The organism is Roseobacter fucihabitans (assembly GCF_014337925.2).
Lineage (GTDB): Bacteria > Pseudomonadota > Alphaproteobacteria > Rhodobacterales > Rhodobacteraceae > Roseobacter > Roseobacter fucihabitans.
The window spans coordinates 4,238,152-4,253,926 of the sequence record NZ_CP143423.1 but is presented as its reverse complement, the minus strand read 5'-3'; the positions used below and the strand labels follow the sequence as shown (position 1 = coordinate 4,253,926).

General features: G+C 53.9%; 12 protein-coding genes. 3 read left to right on the top strand and 9 right to left on the bottom strand.

All coding sequences use genetic code 11. The annotated features are described in order from the left end of the window. The first annotated feature begins 337 nt into the window (after positions 1 to 337). The 3 genes from ROLI_RS20820 (at position 338) to ROLI_RS20810 (ending at position 5,026) form a co-directional block, all read left to right on the top strand. Positions 338 to 1,615, top strand: coding sequence for a glycosyltransferase (locus ROLI_RS20820; protein WP_187432298.1), 1,278 nt, complete (start codon positions 338 to 340; stop codon positions 1,613 to 1,615). 68 nt (positions 1,616 to 1,683) lie between these two features. Further along, positions 1,684 to 4,197 carry a methyl-accepting chemotaxis protein gene (locus tag ROLI_RS20815; RefSeq protein ID WP_187432297.1) on the top strand — a complete coding sequence of 838 codons (2,514 nt, stop codon included), beginning with the start codon at positions 1,684 to 1,686 and terminating at the stop codon, positions 4,195 to 4,197. A 145-nt stretch (positions 4,198 to 4,342) separates the two neighbouring features. Then, entirely contained in the window at positions 4,343 to 5,026 is a 684-nt protein-coding gene (locus ROLI_RS20810; protein ID WP_338469208.1) for an IS6 family transposase, read from the top strand. Positions 5,027 to 5,408: 382 nt separating this feature from the next. Here the strand turns inward: ROLI_RS20810 and ROLI_RS20805 are convergent, their stop codons facing one another. The 9 genes from ROLI_RS20805 to ROLI_RS20765 form a co-directional block, all read right to left on the bottom strand. Further along, positions 5,409 to 6,584: an AGE family epimerase/isomerase gene (locus ROLI_RS20805; RefSeq protein WP_316247513.1), complete on the bottom strand. Its 1,176-nt coding sequence runs from the start codon at positions 6,582 to 6,584 to the stop codon at positions 5,409 to 5,411. Positions 6,585 to 6,680: 96 nt separating this feature from the next. After that, positions 6,681 to 9,068, bottom strand: a complete 2,388-nt coding sequence (locus tag ROLI_RS20800) for a transketolase (protein ID WP_187432219.1) — start codon at positions 9,066 to 9,068, stop codon at positions 6,681 to 6,683. Between the two features lies 1 nt (position 9,069). Then, positions 9,070 to 10,146, bottom strand: a complete 1,077-nt coding sequence (locus tag ROLI_RS20795) for an ABC transporter ATP-binding protein (RefSeq protein ID WP_187432218.1) — start codon at positions 10,144 to 10,146, stop codon at positions 9,070 to 9,072. A 13-nt stretch (positions 10,147 to 10,159) separates the two neighbouring features. Then, positions 10,160 to 11,002, bottom strand: a complete 843-nt coding sequence (locus ROLI_RS20790; RefSeq protein ID WP_187432217.1) for a carbohydrate ABC transporter permease — start codon at positions 11,000 to 11,002, stop codon at positions 10,160 to 10,162. Next, positions 10,990 to 11,355 carry a hypothetical protein gene (locus ROLI_RS20785; RefSeq protein WP_187432216.1) on the bottom strand — a complete coding sequence of 122 codons (366 nt, stop codon included), beginning with the start codon at positions 11,353 to 11,355 and terminating at the stop codon, positions 10,990 to 10,992. The genes ROLI_RS20790 and ROLI_RS20785 overlap by 13 nt, the downstream gene beginning before the upstream one ends. Before the next feature lie 12 nt (positions 11,356 to 11,367). Next, complete coding sequence (locus tag ROLI_RS20780; RefSeq protein WP_187432215.1) at positions 11,368 to 12,276, bottom strand: carbohydrate ABC transporter permease; 909 nt, start codon at positions 12,274 to 12,276, stop codon at positions 11,368 to 11,370. Between the two features lie 23 nt (positions 12,277 to 12,299). Further along, on the bottom strand, positions 12,300 to 13,559 hold the full coding sequence (locus ROLI_RS20775; protein WP_187432214.1) for a sugar ABC transporter substrate-binding protein: 1,260 nt from the start codon (positions 13,557 to 13,559) through the stop codon (positions 12,300 to 12,302). A 44-nt stretch (positions 13,560 to 13,603) separates the two neighbouring features. Further along, positions 13,604 to 14,755, bottom strand: coding sequence for a PLP-dependent transferase (locus ROLI_RS20770; RefSeq protein ID WP_187432213.1), 1,152 nt, complete (start codon positions 14,753 to 14,755; stop codon positions 13,604 to 13,606). Further along, the gene (locus ROLI_RS20765) at positions 14,748 to 15,503 is read right to left on the bottom strand and encodes a FadR/GntR family transcriptional regulator (RefSeq protein WP_262386704.1); all 756 of its coding nucleotides are present in this window, start codon (positions 15,501 to 15,503) and stop codon (positions 14,748 to 14,750) included. Before ROLI_RS20765 ends, ROLI_RS20770 begins: the two co-directional genes overlap by 8 nt. Between the last annotated feature and the right edge of the window lie 272 nt (positions 15,504 to 15,775).

The following is a 15,775-nucleotide window of genomic DNA, read 5'->3' as shown; positions in this document are numbered from 1 at the left end:
CCCGCCTCGGATTTCGAATTTGCTTTTTGTTCATCTGAAGCAGACGATTTTACGCCTGCATCAGGCTTTTTCGGCCCACTACTCATTACTCGCACCCGCTTTTTCGACGTACCCACCCATCGACACAGCGCGAAGTAAACGGCAAAAAGATTATCAGAAGGTAAAGAACATTTTTTTCCGAGCGCAGAGCGCAGAACGCGGATTTTCCGGCACAGCGCGGATACGAATTTCGCGGCGCAAGCCGGGCGATAACAGAAGTTAAATCATTTCTGTTGATAAGTGGTCCCAGAAGGACATCGATCCCGATGCGACCCGGTTTGGCGGAGCCTGAATTGAAATGAAGATCATGTTCATTCATAAGAACTACCCGGCGCAATTCGGACGCTTGGCGGTTTGGCTGGCACAACATGGTTGGGATGTCACTTTCGCAACCGCCCGCAAAGACGTGAAATCGTCCCAATTGAAGATCGTGCAATTCCACGAGCACCGGGCACCTTCGGCCAAGACGCATCATTACCTGATCGGCACCGAACGTGCGGTCATTTCCGGGCAGGGGCTATTGCGCACCGCGCTCGCTCTTGAAAAGCAAGGGTACCGGCCAGATGTGGTCGTTGCCCATTCCGGATGGGGGGTTGGTTTCTTCGTCAAGGATATTTGGCCTGAAACAAAATATGTCCAATATGCCGAGTGGTATTATACATACCCTTACGCGGATCATACGCCGCATACGCACCCCCGAAGCTGGCCTGATGAAAGCGCCAAAGCCCGCACGCGCAATACGCCATTCTGGCTGGATTTCAGTGCTGCCGACGCCACTGTTTGCCCCACAAAATACCAAGCGACACAGTTTCCTGAAAAGTTGCAACACAATATTTCAGTGCTCAACGACGGGTTTGATACCCAAACGCATTGCCCAGCTCCGCGAGATACCGAATTTCTTGAAAAATGCGGCATTCCCAAGGACGCGGAATTAGTTACATATATTGCGCGCGGCATGGAGCCGGCGCGTGGTTTTCCCGAAGTGATGCAGGCAATCGAGCGTCTCCAGAAGACTCGCCCCAAATTGCATGCAGTCATTATCGCCGATGATCGGGTGGCCTATGGTCCCAAACCTTCAGGTAAATCCTGGAAAAACCACATGCTTGATACCCTTGATCTGGACCTGGCGCGTTTACACTTCGTAGGTCTCGTTCCGAGGCCGGTCATGATCAAGTTTCTGCAGGCAACAGGTGCTCATCTTTATCTATCTTCACCTTTTGTATTGTCTTGGTCCTTTGTGGAATCCATGGCGTGTGGCGCACCGATTGTGGCCGCGCGATCTGCACCAGTTGAGGAATTCATGATCGACGGAGAAAGCGGCTTGCTTGTTAACCCCTACGTAACGAATGAGGTGGTGCACGCGGTAGAGGATCTGCTGGAAGATCCCGAATACTCACAGCGGCTGGGTGCGGCGGCACGCAAGGAAATCGTTGAAAAATATGATTCAGAACGGACTATTTATCCACGACATGCGAAATTTTATTATGATCTCGTTGCGTCGCCAGGCATCAACGAAATGATTGCACCAGACGAAATAGCTGAAACATCGCAGTCCGCGAGAAGGCGTTTAGGGTAACGACGGACACCAACCTAATTTTAAGAATTCCCCGCTAGACGTGTCTGGAATTTTAGTGGAGTACTACGATGAGAATTTCTCGTGTTTGTATAGTTGGGTTGTTGCTCATCGGCTGCCTGGCGACTTGGAAATATGGTAAAGCCGTAGTTCAGTCTGCTCATGATTACCGTACGGTCGCACAGCTTGAGACACTGGCTGACTCTACTACGATGTGGAAAGACGCAACGGTCGCTTTGTCCTTGGAACGCAGTGTGACGCAGGTTGCCCTCTCCGTCAGTGAACCAGCGCCACAGGCTTTTTTGGATTTGATAGATGGGCAACGGGTTTTGGCCGATGGATTATTTGCTGATGCCCAGCATGCGCTTCAACAGTTTACAGCGCTAGAAACCAAGTTTGAGTTCACATCCCAAGCGCAAAACGCCTTGAAAGAAGTCGCGGCCTTGCGCACGGAAGTCGATAGTATGCTGTCCGTTTCCGATGAGGAGAGAGATCAACAGCGGGTCAAAGACTTGCCTTTCGAGCTGAAGGGGGCAATCGCAGAACTGAAGATCATCGCCAATTTGCTATCTATGGAAAACAGTGTGACCTCCAATACCGTTTTCGCATTGGTGTCCATTCAAAATCTGGCATGGGAAGTGCGTGAATTCGGCGGCAGGGCAAGAACTTATTATGCAATTGCGACGCTGAACAATATCAAAATTCCAACGGACGTGCGATCCCTGATACAGGCTGATAGTGCACGTGCGGCAAGGGCATGGAGCGAGATGCAAAAAGCCGCTCTCATAGCGAAAGCCGATGGTGAATTCGGACAGGAAATCGCAAGAGTTGGGGGGGCCTATTTTGGCGAATACCTCAATATTATCGCATCTCTGGATCAAGCTATGCTGGCAGAAGAAGTCGTGTATCCGATAACCTTTGAGAGCTTTTTCGCACAATCAAACGAGGCGCTTGATGGGTTTGCGAACCTTTCTAAACGGGCGGGGGAAGAGGTTCGTCTGTACTGGCGGGACCGCAAAGCAAGCAAGTTGCAAGGGCTGATCTTTGACGTGGCTGCGGTATTGGTACTCGTCGCTCTGATTGTGGGTGCAATATTGTTCATCTCAAAGCGGGTTGCCGCGCGCATTGAGTATGCGACGAAGGCGATTGCATCCGTAGCAGATGGTGATGCGACACAGGAAATTATACGCCAAGACAACGATCTGGCTGAGATCAAGGACCTGACGGCCAGTCTTGAAAAGCTGATCGCCGGTACGCGCAAGACACAGGAACTGATGGCAACGCTGGATGATGTGGAAGTGCGGGAAAGAGAGCGGGCAGAGGCCGAAAAAGATCGAATCAAGTTGATGGAAACTGAAGCTATGGCGCGCGAGGAAAAAGAGAAATCAGCAAGGGTTGAGGCAGCCCGGCTCAAGGCATTTGAGGTGTTTCAGCAGAACATGCGTGACGTTCTTGGGGCTGCGTCTGAAGGTCGGTTTGACCAGCGGATGCCGATTGAGGCAGACCATCGAAACTTGACCGAATTAGCCGAGGTCATAAATGAAGTGCTTTCTGAAATGGACGTCAACATCGCGGATGTCGTGTCCGGAATCGGTCAGCTCGCGGAAGGCAACCTTGCTGTTCGCATGCGGGGAGACCGCAAAGGCGCGTTCCTCAAGATGAAAGATGATTTCAATGCGGCTCTTGAAGCCATGTCCTCTTCCATGGCCACGATTTTACAAAGTGGTCGGAGTGTTTCCGCCACATCGGGTGAACTTCAGACGGCGGCATCCAAAATGTCAGAACGCGCGGAAGGGGACGCAGCCACCGTGCAAGAGACATCTGTCGCAATCGACAGAATGTCCAAAAGCGTTCGCCAGGTCGTCGAAAACGCAAAGGCTGCGGATGCGGCGACCCGCAACATTCAGGAACGCGCCAATCAGACACTAGAGATCGCTGACACGACCGAAGCCTCAATGGATGATATGAAAAGGGCTTCTGAAGAAATCAACCAGGTCGTTAAGGTTATTGAGGACATCGCTTTCCAAATCAACCTCTTGGCTTTGAACGCAGGGGTAGAGGCAGCCCGCGCTGGAGAAGAAGGCAGGGGCTTTTCCGTGGTCGCATCAGAAGTACGCGCATTGGCCCGCAGATCTCAAGAGGCGGTCCAGGACGTCAACAAGGTGATTGGTGAAAATACAGTTGTGGTGGAGGGCAGCATTGCAAACGTGAAGGCATCCAAAGACGCCGTGGAAAAGATCGTCTCTGAAGTTCAGATCGCAACGAAGCAAATCTCTGAGATTGCGACGGCCATTGAGCAGCAAGCGGCGGGCATATCAGACATCAACGGCGCGGTAACAGCCGTTGAAACCAGTGCGCAAAACAACGCGGCTTCCTTGGAAGAACTCACCGCATCTAGTGTGTCGTTGAACAATGATGCTGTTTCGCTCAGTCAGGCTCTTTCAAAGTTTCATGGTGTTTCGGATCGAACAGATCACAACAAAGAAGAGCGCAGCGGTGAGACCTCGGGCGGAATGTTGGTGAGAGGTGGTCCTGCTTTTCGACCAGTTTCCAGCACTGTTAAGGTGGATCAGGGTTTCATTTAGGCTGCCAGTCTCTCTGTTCTCAATTTCGTTTCATATGCTTCGTCTGGGGTCAAGGTAGTGTCGCAAACTTTTGGAGCCCTGTTGCACTTCTCGGCAGTGACGTTCATTGGGCAGCCTTTCGACATCTCATTCAAGGTTTAAACGATTGATCAGTTTCAAAGGCGCGCATTTTCCGAAATCGGTGATCCTATACGCGGTCTATTTCTACGTTCGGTTTGCGGTATCGTATCGGGATCTCGAAGAAATCATGAACGAGTGCGGCGTCGATGTTGATCATGCAACGCTTAATCGATGGGTCGAGAAATATTCTGTCGCCGTTGCCGGTGAGGCGCGTTGTCAGAAGGCGTCGACCGGTCGATCTTGGCGGATGGACGAAACCTATATCAAGGTCAAAGGCCAGTGGACATATCTCTATCGAGCGATAGACAAATACGGCAATACCCTTGATTTCATGCTGTCCGAGCGACGTGATGAGGCGGCAGCAACCGCATTCTTCGCCAAGGTGATCGCCAGTAACGGCTGGCCGGACAAGGTTTTTATCGACAAGAGCGGATCAAACGCGGTCGGTCTGTTCAACATGAATTGCCTGCTGGTGATGCATAACTGGTGTTGGCTGATCGAGATTCTGCAGGTGAAATATCTCAATAATATTATCGAACAGGACCACCGTTTCATAAAAAAGATCACCCGCCCTATGCAGACCTTCAAATCGTTCAATTCAGCCGCGTCCACTCTGGCGGGCATCGAAGTCGCCCACATGATCCGCAAAGGACAATTCGACCGACCAGGGTTGTCCGGCTTCGAACAGTTTGCCGAGCTCGCTGGATAATTGTATCCTAGCGAGGCCCCATCTCGCCTCACGACAAAGTTTGCGACACAACCAGATTTGGTGCTTGGTGACCTCTAGTTACAACATTGTATCCCGTCTATCGGGCTTTAAGACCTAGAGTACTAGGCAGGCTGATCCCCGAGCGATGACAAGCTTAGATTAGCCTAGATATTGTCAATGTCCCTGAAAGCCCTGCTTCGGTAGGGTTTTCTTGAATCCGAGCTAAATTTCAAAGTGACCCACTACCGAATACTACTATCTAACGTCGCCGCGTGGGTCGTCTGAATTATGCAAACGCTCTAAATCCCAACGGCGCTTATTGATATCAAATAGATATATCCGCCCCACCTTAAACATCTTTTCTACGTCCAATAAGGCAAACTTACCTCATCGCCACAGGTTCACTATGTTTCAAATCATCAATATGCCCCGACAGCCCATTTGTGAGCGGGAATAGGCATGCCTGCACAGAGTGATAGATGTCGGGTTTCCCCTTAAAGATCGTGCTGGTGACTTGCCCGGCGTTGTCAATCTCTGGAAACCAACCGCCGCGGATATGATCGATGAAATGGGTATCGGCAAAAGTCCAAAGCTTCCGATACCATTGCTCATCGCTGGCCTGCCGATCCAACTTAATCAGCGCTGCAACCGCGCCAATCGCTTCGGTTACGGGCCACCAAAATCGAGTAGATGCCGACACTTTTCCTCCGAATTCAAGCGTGTAGGCAAGGCCGCCGTGAGCACACCAGGCATCTTTCAACGCTCGTTCGATCAGGTGTCGCGCAGTCACGGGCATATTTCGGTCCTGACGTCCCGAAAGATCCCAAAATTGCAACAACAGTCGCCCCAGTTCGAAAGAATGACCCGGTGTTGTTCCGGCAGGGCGAAACATGGGATTGCCCGCATAGGAACGGTCAATTTCCCAATCTTGCGAATAATGCTCAGGCAGACGCCAGTTTTCTGCTGGTGCGATGCGGGCGGTGAAAAATTCGAGGATGCGACCCGCGCGGCTGAGAAACACATCCTGTCCGGTTGCCTCATATGCAGTCAGCAAAGCTTCGACTGCGTGCATATTCGCATTCATCCCGCGATATGTGGAAAACGGCGTCCAGTCTCTGTTCCATTCATCTGCAAACAGGCCCGCGTCTTCCTCCCAATAGTGTTTGTCGAGAATGTCGCTCACATCCGTAATCAATGCATCTGCATCTGGGTGTCCGGCCATTTTCGCACTTGCGCCAGCCAAGAGAACGAAGACATGTCCATACGCGAGTTTGCGATCATCAACGATGGCATCGCCTCTCAGGGCCCATAAATAGCCACCATGCTCCGCGTCGTGGTGATGGTCCCGGAGGTAGGCCATGCCATGTTCAACGATTCGATCCGCCCCGGCATGTCCCGAGATTTGGCCAAGCGCAAAGGCGTGAATAAGTCGTGTTGTGCTGTGCAGTTCTTGCGTGTCATCCGACAGCGGATTGCCGGCAGTGTCCAATGAGAAAAACCCGGGACCGTCCCGTAGGCTGGCCGCGAAAAAGGTCCATTGCCGCTCAGCTTCAGACATGAGCCACTGTCGATGTTCAGGAGTGTCGAGCCAGAACCCCGGCGCCTCTGCGGGCCCCGGCGGGTGTTGTTCATTCATTTCACAGCCTTTCCGATTTCAGCCTGCCAGAGGCGCAAGATATCGCGCACCACGACCCGGCATCAATGCTCTTGCTGCATGCATGATCGCATTCGCATCCAGCCCGTGCAGATGATACATGTCCTCTATCATCCCTGCTTGGCCGAAATGCTCGACCCCCAGCGATTTGGTGCGGTGCCCAAAGACACCGCCCAGCCAACTCAGTGTCGCGGGATGACCATCTATCACTGAAACCAGGCCCGCATCACGCGGCACTGCGCCAAGAAGTTTTTCAACATGGGACAAAGCGGTGACATCCCCGCGTTGCCTTGCCCTTTCCGCTGCCTGCCATCCGGCGTTGAGCCGATCTGCTGATGTCACCGCCAGCACGGCCACGTCTCGCATATCTTCAGCCAAGAGGCCCGCCGCATTGATGGCCTCGGGTGCCAGAGCACCGCAATAGGCCAGCACAACCGTGGTTGAAGCGGTCGGTGGGCGCAACCAATAGCCGCCAGAGACAATTTCAGTCGCTAACGTCGCTGTCATGTCACGCTGAAGTTGTTCCTGCGGGAGGGTGGATAGCCGCAGATAGAGCGATCCACCTTTTTCATCTCGCAACCAGGTTTCTTCGGCCTGCTGGTTGGCCCCGTCACGCTGCATGTAATCAAAGCCCCACCGCATGATAACTTCAAGTTCATCCGCATAGGCAGGTTCAAAGGTCGCCAATCCGTCTTGCGCCATGCCAATCAGCGGCGTTGAAATCGACTGATGCGCGCCACCTTCGTGGGAAAGCGATACTCCGGACGGTGTCGCCGCAAACATGAAGCGTGTGTCCTGATAACACGCATAGTTGAGCGCATCGAGGCCCCGGCAGATAAACGGATCGTAGACAGTCCCAACAGGCAATAGCCGTTGCCCGAAAAGAGAGTGGGAAAGACCCAGCGCTCCAAGAAACGTAAACAGATTGTTTTCGGCAATGCCAAGTTCGATATGGCGACCCGCCTTATGCCGTTGCCATTTCTGGGTGGACGGGATTGCATGATCGCGGAATACATCTGCTTGGCCTGACTTGGCAAAGAGCCCGGTTTTGTTGATCCACGGACCAAGGTTGGTGGACACTGACACATCGGGGGATGTTGTCACGATCCGCTCTGCAAGCTCCGGTGCATCCGTGGCAATCGCGGCAAGGATTTGCCCAAAAGCCTCCTGTGTCGACGTCATCGGTTTGAATCTTGGCGTGACGACTTCAGTGGTCGGCACGACAGTAGCGTTGTAACGACGACGACCCCGCGCATTGAACGGAACATCATCAAGAAACGCCTGAATGTCCTTTTCAGGTATGTGCAGCCCTGCGAAGGGTTCCCACTCCGCGCCGGCTTCGATCCCCATGTCGTCGCGCAATCCTTCTATCTGCGGTGTCGTCATGATGCCTGCATGGTTGTCTTTATGTCCGGCCAACGGCAAGCCATGGCCTTTGACGGTGTAGCAGATGAAGCAGACGGGCCGATCGTGGTCGATGGCCTTCATCGTTGCGGCCATCAGCGCTGCATCATGACCCGCCAGGTTACCCATCAATTGGGAAAGAGCCGCCTCGTCATGATCCGCCACCAATGCGAGCGCCTCGTTATCCCCGGCAAAGTCGGCCTCCAGCCGCGCGCGCCACGCCGCGCCGCCTTTGAAGGTCAAGGCCGAGTAGAGACCATTGTCGCAGCCGTCGATCCACTTCTTGAGTTGCGCGCCACCTGGTTTTTTAAAGGCGTCTTGCATCAAAAGCCCATATTTGAGTTCAACAACCTCCCAGCCGCAAGCGACAAAAATATCGCGGAACCGGGCGTTGAGGCCTTCGGTGACGACGCCATCAAGGGACTGGCGATTATAATCAATAATCCACCAGCAGTTGCGCAAATCATACTTTGCACCTTCCAGCAGTGCCTCATAGATATTGCCTTCGTCCAGTTCCGCGTCACCGACCAACGCGATCATCCGACCCTTGGGGCGATCCAGCCAGCCATGCGCCGCCAAATAGTCTTGCGTCATGCTGGCAAAGGCCGTCATCGCGACCCCCATTCCGACGGACCCGGTGGAAAAATCCACATCGTCGTGATCCTTGGTGCGCGACGGATAGGGTTGGGCACCCCCAAAGGCGCGGAAATCCTGCAATTGCTGGCGGGACTGGTTTCCAAGCAGATACTGGATCGCGTGGAACACCGGGCTGGCATGGGGTTTCACCGCCACACGGTCTTCTGGCCGCAACACGTCAAAGTAAAGCGCGTTCAGGATGGCGTTCATCGACGCGCTTGAGGCCTGATGCCCGCCAACCTTTATCCGCCCCTTGGCACGGATATTATTCGCATGATGGATCATCCACGAAGATAGCCAAAGCGTCTTAGCCTCAAGTGCGCGGCGGATGTCAGATGTATTGCTCATGTCAGGCCGCGATATCTGTCGTGACGCGCCGCAAGGCGGTTCCGTCCGACGCGAAAAGATGGACGTTGTGGGGCTGAATACGCAGGCCAATGCGTTCGCCCGCGCGTACCGGGACATTGCCGTGCTTGCGGACCATAAGAGGGCCAAGGCCCTCCACATTGACGTAAATATTCGTGTCTGACCCGAGATGTTCCACCACGTCGATGACACCAGAGACATCGCCATCATCGACAACATCTATGTGCTCTGGACGGATACCAAGCTCCACGGCATCCAGCGTATCCGGCAGATGCGGCAATGCCAGATGGGCACCGTTCGCAAGGATCACGCTGCCGCGTTCACCTTGCACCGGGACGATGTTCATCGTGGGGGACCCGATAAAACGGGCGACAAATTTGTTTGCGGGCCGCTCGTAAAGATCAAGCGGGCTGCCGATCTGCTGAACATCGCCCCCGTTCAGAACAACGATCCTGTCGGCCAAAGTGAGCGCCTCGACCTGATCATGAGTGACGTAAATCATTGTGGACCGCAGCTTTTGGTGGAGCCGTGCAATCTCAAGCCGCATTTCAACGCGAAGTGACGCGTCAAGGTTTGAGAGCGGTTCATCAAACAGGAACGCGCGTGGATCGCGGATGATCGCGCGGCCCATTGCAACACGTTGGCGTTGCCCGCCCGACAGCGCCTTGGGCAGCCGCTCTGTGAGCGCCGTCAGACCCAGCGTTTCAGCGGCTTGCTTGACGCGGCTGGCGCGTTCGTTCACCGGATCTTTGCGGATTTCCATCGAAAAGCCCATGTTCCGGGCCACATCCATATGCGGGTAAAGCGCATAGGACTGAAACACCATGGCGATGTCACGATCACGGGGACGCACGTCGTTCATCCGCTCGCCGTCGATCAGGAAATCACCAGCGGAGATCGGCTCCAACCCCGCAATCATCCGCAACAGCGTTGACTTGCCGCAGCCGGACGGGCCGACAAGAACGATAAATTCACCATCCTGAATGTCGAGGTTGATGTCGCGCAGCACCTCAACGGAACCATAGCGTTTCACCACGTCTTTGAGTTCAATACGTGCCATGTGCGTGGCTCCTTTATCCTTTGACCGCGCCGGACGTCAGGCCCTGCACGAGATATCGTTGAATGAAGATGAAAAAGAGGCAGCTGGGGATCAGCGCGAGGACGCCAGCCGCCATCATCTGCCCCCAGTCCACTGAAAACTTCGACACGAAGGTCAACAGGCCGACGGGGAAGGTCATCGCCTCGTTCTTGGAAATCAGCATTAATGCAAACAGTAGTTCCGACCAGGCCGCGGTGAACACGAAGCCGAGTGTCGCACCCAACCCCGGCAGGGTGAGCGGAAAGACCACCTTGCGCAGCGCTTGAAAGCGCGTACAGCCATCCATCATCGCGGCTTCTTCCAGATCGCGGGGGATGCCGTCAAAGAACGACTGCATCAGGAAGGTGGCGAAAGGGATGTTGAACGCGGTATAGACGACAATCAGCGATGTCAGCGAATTGAGCAGACCCAGTGACGCCACGATCTTGTAGATCGGTGCGATGATCATCAGCAGCGGAAACATCTGGGTGATCAGCATGACGGCAATGAGGATCTTCTTGCCGCCAAACTCGAACCGGGAGAACGCATAACCGGCCCCGGCAGCAACAACCGTCGTGACCGCAGCCGTTCCCAGCGAGACATAGAGAGAATTGCCAAAGTAGGCCAGAAAATCGGTTTGAAACAGTACCGAGCGAAAGTTGTCGAACGTCAGAGCCGACGGCCAGAGGTTTGTTGCTTCGACAAAAATCAACTGATCCGGCGTCACGGAGATTTTCAACAGCCAGTAGAGCGGAAAGAGCGCGAAGGTCAGATAACCAAGGAGTGCGGCGTATTTAGCGACCAGAAGGAGCGGGGAACGCTTTGCTATTCTTGCCATGTCTCTTCTCCCTCGCCTGCTGTCATAATCAGATTATCATCCGGGCTGTCCGCCATTTTCAAAAACGCATTGTCATAGATGAGAAGCGACTCAGGAAAGGCTCTGAGTGCATCGCGGATGCATGAGAAGATTGGAAACCCATCCTCTTCGCGCAAGCGCTCGGCCTGCGTCGGATCGATAAATCCAGAAACCTGGATACTGCAGGACAAAAACTTTTCGAGCTCTGGAAGTTCGAGATTTACGCCCTGTTCTGGTCCCAGAAGTATCAGGATATCTGCCCGGGACCGCTCATTGGAGCCGCGACCGCTCGTGTTGCTTCTGGTGGATTTGGGCATTTTGGGCAGAACAGACATCAGGAGTTCTCCTTAGATCTTGACCAGCTTCTTGCGAAGCCAGAGCAGGACCACGGCGTAGATCATCAGGATGCCTAAAAGCGCCACAGCAATGGCGGAGGCGTAGCCGAAGTCGAGTTTGCGGAAAGCGGTTGTAAAGATGTAGGAGCTTACGATCTGCGTCGAATTCGCAGGTCCGCCTCCCGTCATCACATAGATCAGATCGGCGAAGTTCGCGATCCAGATGGTGCGCAGCATCACCGTGATTGCGATCATGGGGGCCAGAAACGGCAGAGTAATCTTGGTGAATATCTGCCAGCTTGATGCACCGTCAATTTCGGCGGCTTCATAAAGCTCACCGGGAATGGATTGCAGCGCGGCGAGCAAGGTAATGGCAAAGAAAGGCACGCCGAACCAGATGTTGGCAACAATCGGCCCCCACATCGCCAGTTCAGGATCGCCCATAATGTTGTAGGGTTCTGATAAAATTCCAAGGCTGGCCATCCAATGTGGCAAGGGGCCGATCACCGGGTTAAACAACCAGGCCCAGGTCAACGCAGACAGGAATGTCGGCACGGCCCAGGGTAGGAACACCAGCGCCTGGAACAGCTTCTTGCCGAAGAATTCCGTGTTGAGCAAAAGCGCCAGGCCGAGGCCGAGGAGAAACTGGAAACTGATCGACCAGAATGTCCACCAGAATGTGTTCTCCAGGGCGATCCAGAATTTGCGGTCAGACCAGAGCTGCTGATAATTCTCGAAGCCGACCCAACCGGTGTTGAACGGGTTCAGAAGCTCAATGGACTGAAAGGAATAGGAAATGCCGATAGTCAGCGGAATTAACATCACTGTCGCGATGAGGACGATTGCGGGCGACAGGTAAAGGAATGGCTCCACCATGTACTGCCAGTACAGCGAGCGTCGCGCCCGGGTTTCCCCGGGCATGACGGTTTTTCGGGTGCGGACTATCACTGATTTGCCTGCCACTTGGCGTATTCTGCGGTCAGAAGTTCGGCCCATTCGTCCGCAAGATCTTGCGCGCTGCGCTGACCCAACAGAGCTTCCTGGCTTGTTTCCAGGACCACGGTGCTGCCGAAGTAGCCCCATTGTTCAAGGTAGGTCGGCATGGTGGTCGGCACGTATTGCTCACCGTTAAGAGTGTCGAACCAGCCTTTGAACTGCTCGGTCTGAAAGAACGGATCCTGATCAGCACCTTTGTGGATCGGAATGACACCGACACGCTTTGCCCATGTCGCATTCGCCTCCGGTGCGGAAAGTGCTGCAACCAGATCGAACGCCGCGTCCTCGTGCTCGGTCGATTTAAAGATTGACCAGCCTGCAAAGCCAATGGTGGGGAATGCTTTGCCGGACGGGCCAACGGGCATTGGGATCACTGCGAAATCCTCGGCCGGCATCCGTTCTGAAATCGCGATCAACGCATCGGGATCTTGATCAAGAAAAGCGCAGGTGCCGGAATAAAAGCCAGCTACGATTTCGTTGAAACCCCAATTAACGCTGTCTCTTGGTGCGTTGCCGTCCTGATACATATCGATCATGAACTGGATACCTTCGACGGATCCGGGTTCGTTGATCCGGCTTTGACCATCTTGCGTGAAGAACTCGTTTGTACCGTTCATCGCGGCCGAAAACATGATCCATCCGTTTGTGCCGCCGGGGCCACCACGCAGGCAATAGCCGGACTTGCCTTCAAGCTCGGACACCGCTGCTGATGCGGCTTTAAACTCTGCCATTGTGGTGGGCGGGTTTTCAACACCGGCTTGTGCAAGCAGTTTTTTGTTGTAGAACATCGCTCGCAGATAAAAGCCGTAGGGGATCATATAGAGATCGCCGGCCTGGCTTCCCATCGCGACTGTTTTTTCGGTCAGCGTCGCGCCGTGTTCCCACTCAGCCACATGGTCGCCGAGGCTGACAAGCTGGTCTGAACCTGCATAAAGCGCCTGCCATGTGTCGGGCATTTCGACCACGTCGGGCACGTCCCCGCCCGCAACCATTGTGGCCAGTTTTTCAAACGCCTGCCCCCAAGGGAGGCTGACAATCTCGACTTTGACATCCGCATTGTTTGCTTCGAAATCATCTACGATGCCTTGCAGCACTTCAGTTCGTTCCGGGCTTGTGATCACTTCGACAAGCTTCAGCGTTCTTTCGGCGTAGGCACCGCTTCCCATCAAGAGAGCGATGGTTGTTAAACCAGAGAGCAGATGTTTCATTTGATGTTCCTTCCTTGTTGGTTAAATTCTGCGTCTTTTGCCTGTCAGGCTGCGCTTTGGCTCAGGGCCTGTACAAAATCGGCCCAAAGGTCTTCTGCGTCTTCCAATCCAAGGTTCAGCCGAACCAGATTGGGGGAGACGCCAAATTTCTGCATCGAGTTCTGCGCGCCCGCTTGCGCGAGGCCCACGCGGGCTGGCAATATCAAGCTTTCAAACCCGCCCCAGCTTACGCCCAGCCGGAAATATTGCAGAGCATCGGAGAATTTTGGAATATCGACCGTATTATCGAATTCGATGGACATGAGTCCCGACCTTCCCGTCAGGCCGGGTACTTCGTTTGCGCCGGGGCTGTTGATCTTGCGCACCTGCGGAACGGTTGCCAACCGATCAACAAACAGGTTTGCCGTCGCCTGATGTTGCATCATCCGCGCGCTCAGCGTCCTTAAACCACGGGTCAGCAAGAAGGCTTCAAAAGGTGCAAGCTTAGCACCCAGAAGCGGCAGGGTTAAATCGCGGATGCGGGCGATGTGATCCAGGGAGGACACCACAACGCCTGCAACTGTATCTGAATGGCCCGAAATGTATTTCGAGGCCGAGTGGATGACGATATCGACACCAAGGGTCAGCGGGCGCTGAAAGACGGGGCTGGCCCAGGAATTATCTATCATTGTGAGCGCACCATGCCGTTTGGCGAGTTCGGTCACTCGGGGCAAATTCAGGGGAGTGAAGACAACCGAACTTGGACTTTCCAGAAAGGCCAGATCGACACCATCAAGCAAGTTTTCATCATCTTCGAATGCAGCGGCCGTATGATAGCTGATCTCGACGCCAAATGGGCGCAGGATACGTTCCATGAATTTGTAAGTGTCGGGGTATACATGTTCCACGCAGGCGATTTTGGATCCGGGTCTCACGAATGCCAGCAAGGTGGACGAAATTGCCGCGATGCCCGATGCGAGCGCGACCGCCGCCTCGCCCCTCTCGGCTTTCGCCATCAAGCTCTCGAACGCCGCCACAGTGGGGTTTTGCACCCGCGTATAAATCGGCTGATTGGTGCGACCTGCCATGCGGTCTTCAAAAGCCTGATAGCTGTCAAAAGAAAACAGCGACGTTTGGACGATCGGCGGCGTCATCGAGCCGTCCGCGTCGTCAAAGACATTGGCCAAAAGTGTCGCGATGCGTTGAGACTCAGACATTCTGATCCCCCATCATATGGCGAACTTCGGTTTCAACTATGTCCATAATCGTTCCCATGATCGCCACCGCTTGTTTTTCGTCACCATCAGCAATGGCATCTGCAATACCGGGATGTAGTGGGATGGTTGCCTGCCCAAGATGTGGCTGACCGAAAGGTGCTTCGTAGATGGCGTTAAAGCCATCCTGGATTTGTCGGATCAATTGTTCGAATAGTGGATTTCCACAAGCATCATGAATTGCTTTATGAAAGCGGTGGTCCGCAGCACGCCAGTTTTCGCCAGCCTCATACACCGCCATTAGTTCTGCACTTCTGGCTAAGATGATCTTTGATTGCTGCGCCGTAACGTGCCGCGCCGCAAGGCGCACCGCTTCAATCTCGAGCGGACGGCGCACGGCATGGGTTCGCAGCAGGCTTTCGGCCTCCAGCTTCAGCGTCACCGGCATATGAAGGGATTTTGATGACACTTCGGCAGCAAGCCGCGTCCCGGCTTTTTTGTTACGAGTGACAATGCCCATATTCTGCCAGGCGATCAGGGCTTCGCGCACCTTCGAGCGGCCCACATTCAGTTTCTTTGCAATCTCGACTTCGGGCGGGAGCCGGTCACCGATACCCAGACCGGCCCGCTCGATCATGAGCGATAGCGCGTCAAGCACATCCCGCTTCTGCCCATCAGCATTGAGGTGGACCAGAGGGTCAATTGTCGGGCTGGATGTAATGCCAGGCTTTTTGGGAAATAATTCGGGCAAGTTTGGACCTTTTTAAAGTGACGTACCTCACGTTACATATATTGTATGACATAATCAATATATTGTATGACATAATCAATATAATGTAGGACAATATATTATATATAATAAAATCAGAAGTTTAATTTCATTATTGATGCCGATCTAAAGAAATTTTCTGGCAATGCCGATGTACCGCTATCTGGCTTTGCAGTGCGATTCGTCCATCACCTGCGTATTCTGTGGTGATCCGGCCACCTGTACCGATAGTACGCAACCAACGTTTCTTTGGC

Excerpts from the sequence above, each read along its gene's own strand:
- ROLI_RS20820 (WP_187432298.1), top strand. The coding sequence starts at position 338 with ATGAAGATCATGTTCATTCATAAGAACTACCCGGCGCAATTCGGACGC.
- ROLI_RS20815 (WP_187432297.1), top strand. The coding sequence starts at position 1,684 with ATGAGAATTTCTCGTGTTTGTATAGTTGGGTTGTTGCTCATCGGCTGC.
- ROLI_RS20805 (WP_316247513.1), bottom strand. The coding sequence starts at position 6,584 with ATGTCTGAAGCTGAGCGGCAATGGACCTTTTTCGCGGCCAGCCTACGG.
- ROLI_RS20800 (WP_187432219.1), bottom strand. The coding sequence starts at position 9,068 with ATGAGCAATACATCTGACATCCGCCGCGCACTTGAGGCTAAGACGCTT.
- ROLI_RS20795 (WP_187432218.1), bottom strand. The coding sequence starts at position 10,146 with ATGGCACGTATTGAACTCAAAGACGTGGTGAAACGCTATGGTTCCGTT.
- ROLI_RS20790 (WP_187432217.1), bottom strand. The coding sequence starts at position 11,002 with ATGGCAAGAATAGCAAAGCGTTCCCCGCTCCTTCTGGTCGCTAAATAC.
- ROLI_RS20785 (WP_187432216.1), bottom strand. The coding sequence starts at position 11,355 with ATGTCTGTTCTGCCCAAAATGCCCAAATCCACCAGAAGCAACACGAGC.
- ROLI_RS20780 (WP_187432215.1), bottom strand. The coding sequence starts at position 12,276 with ATGCCCGGGGAAACCCGGGCGCGACGCTCGCTGTACTGGCAGTACATG.
- ROLI_RS20775 (WP_187432214.1), bottom strand. The coding sequence starts at position 13,559 with ATGAAACATCTGCTCTCTGGTTTAACAACCATCGCTCTCTTGATGGGA.
- ROLI_RS20770 (WP_187432213.1), bottom strand. The coding sequence starts at position 14,755 with ATGTCTGAGTCTCAACGCATCGCGACACTTTTGGCCAATGTCTTTGAC.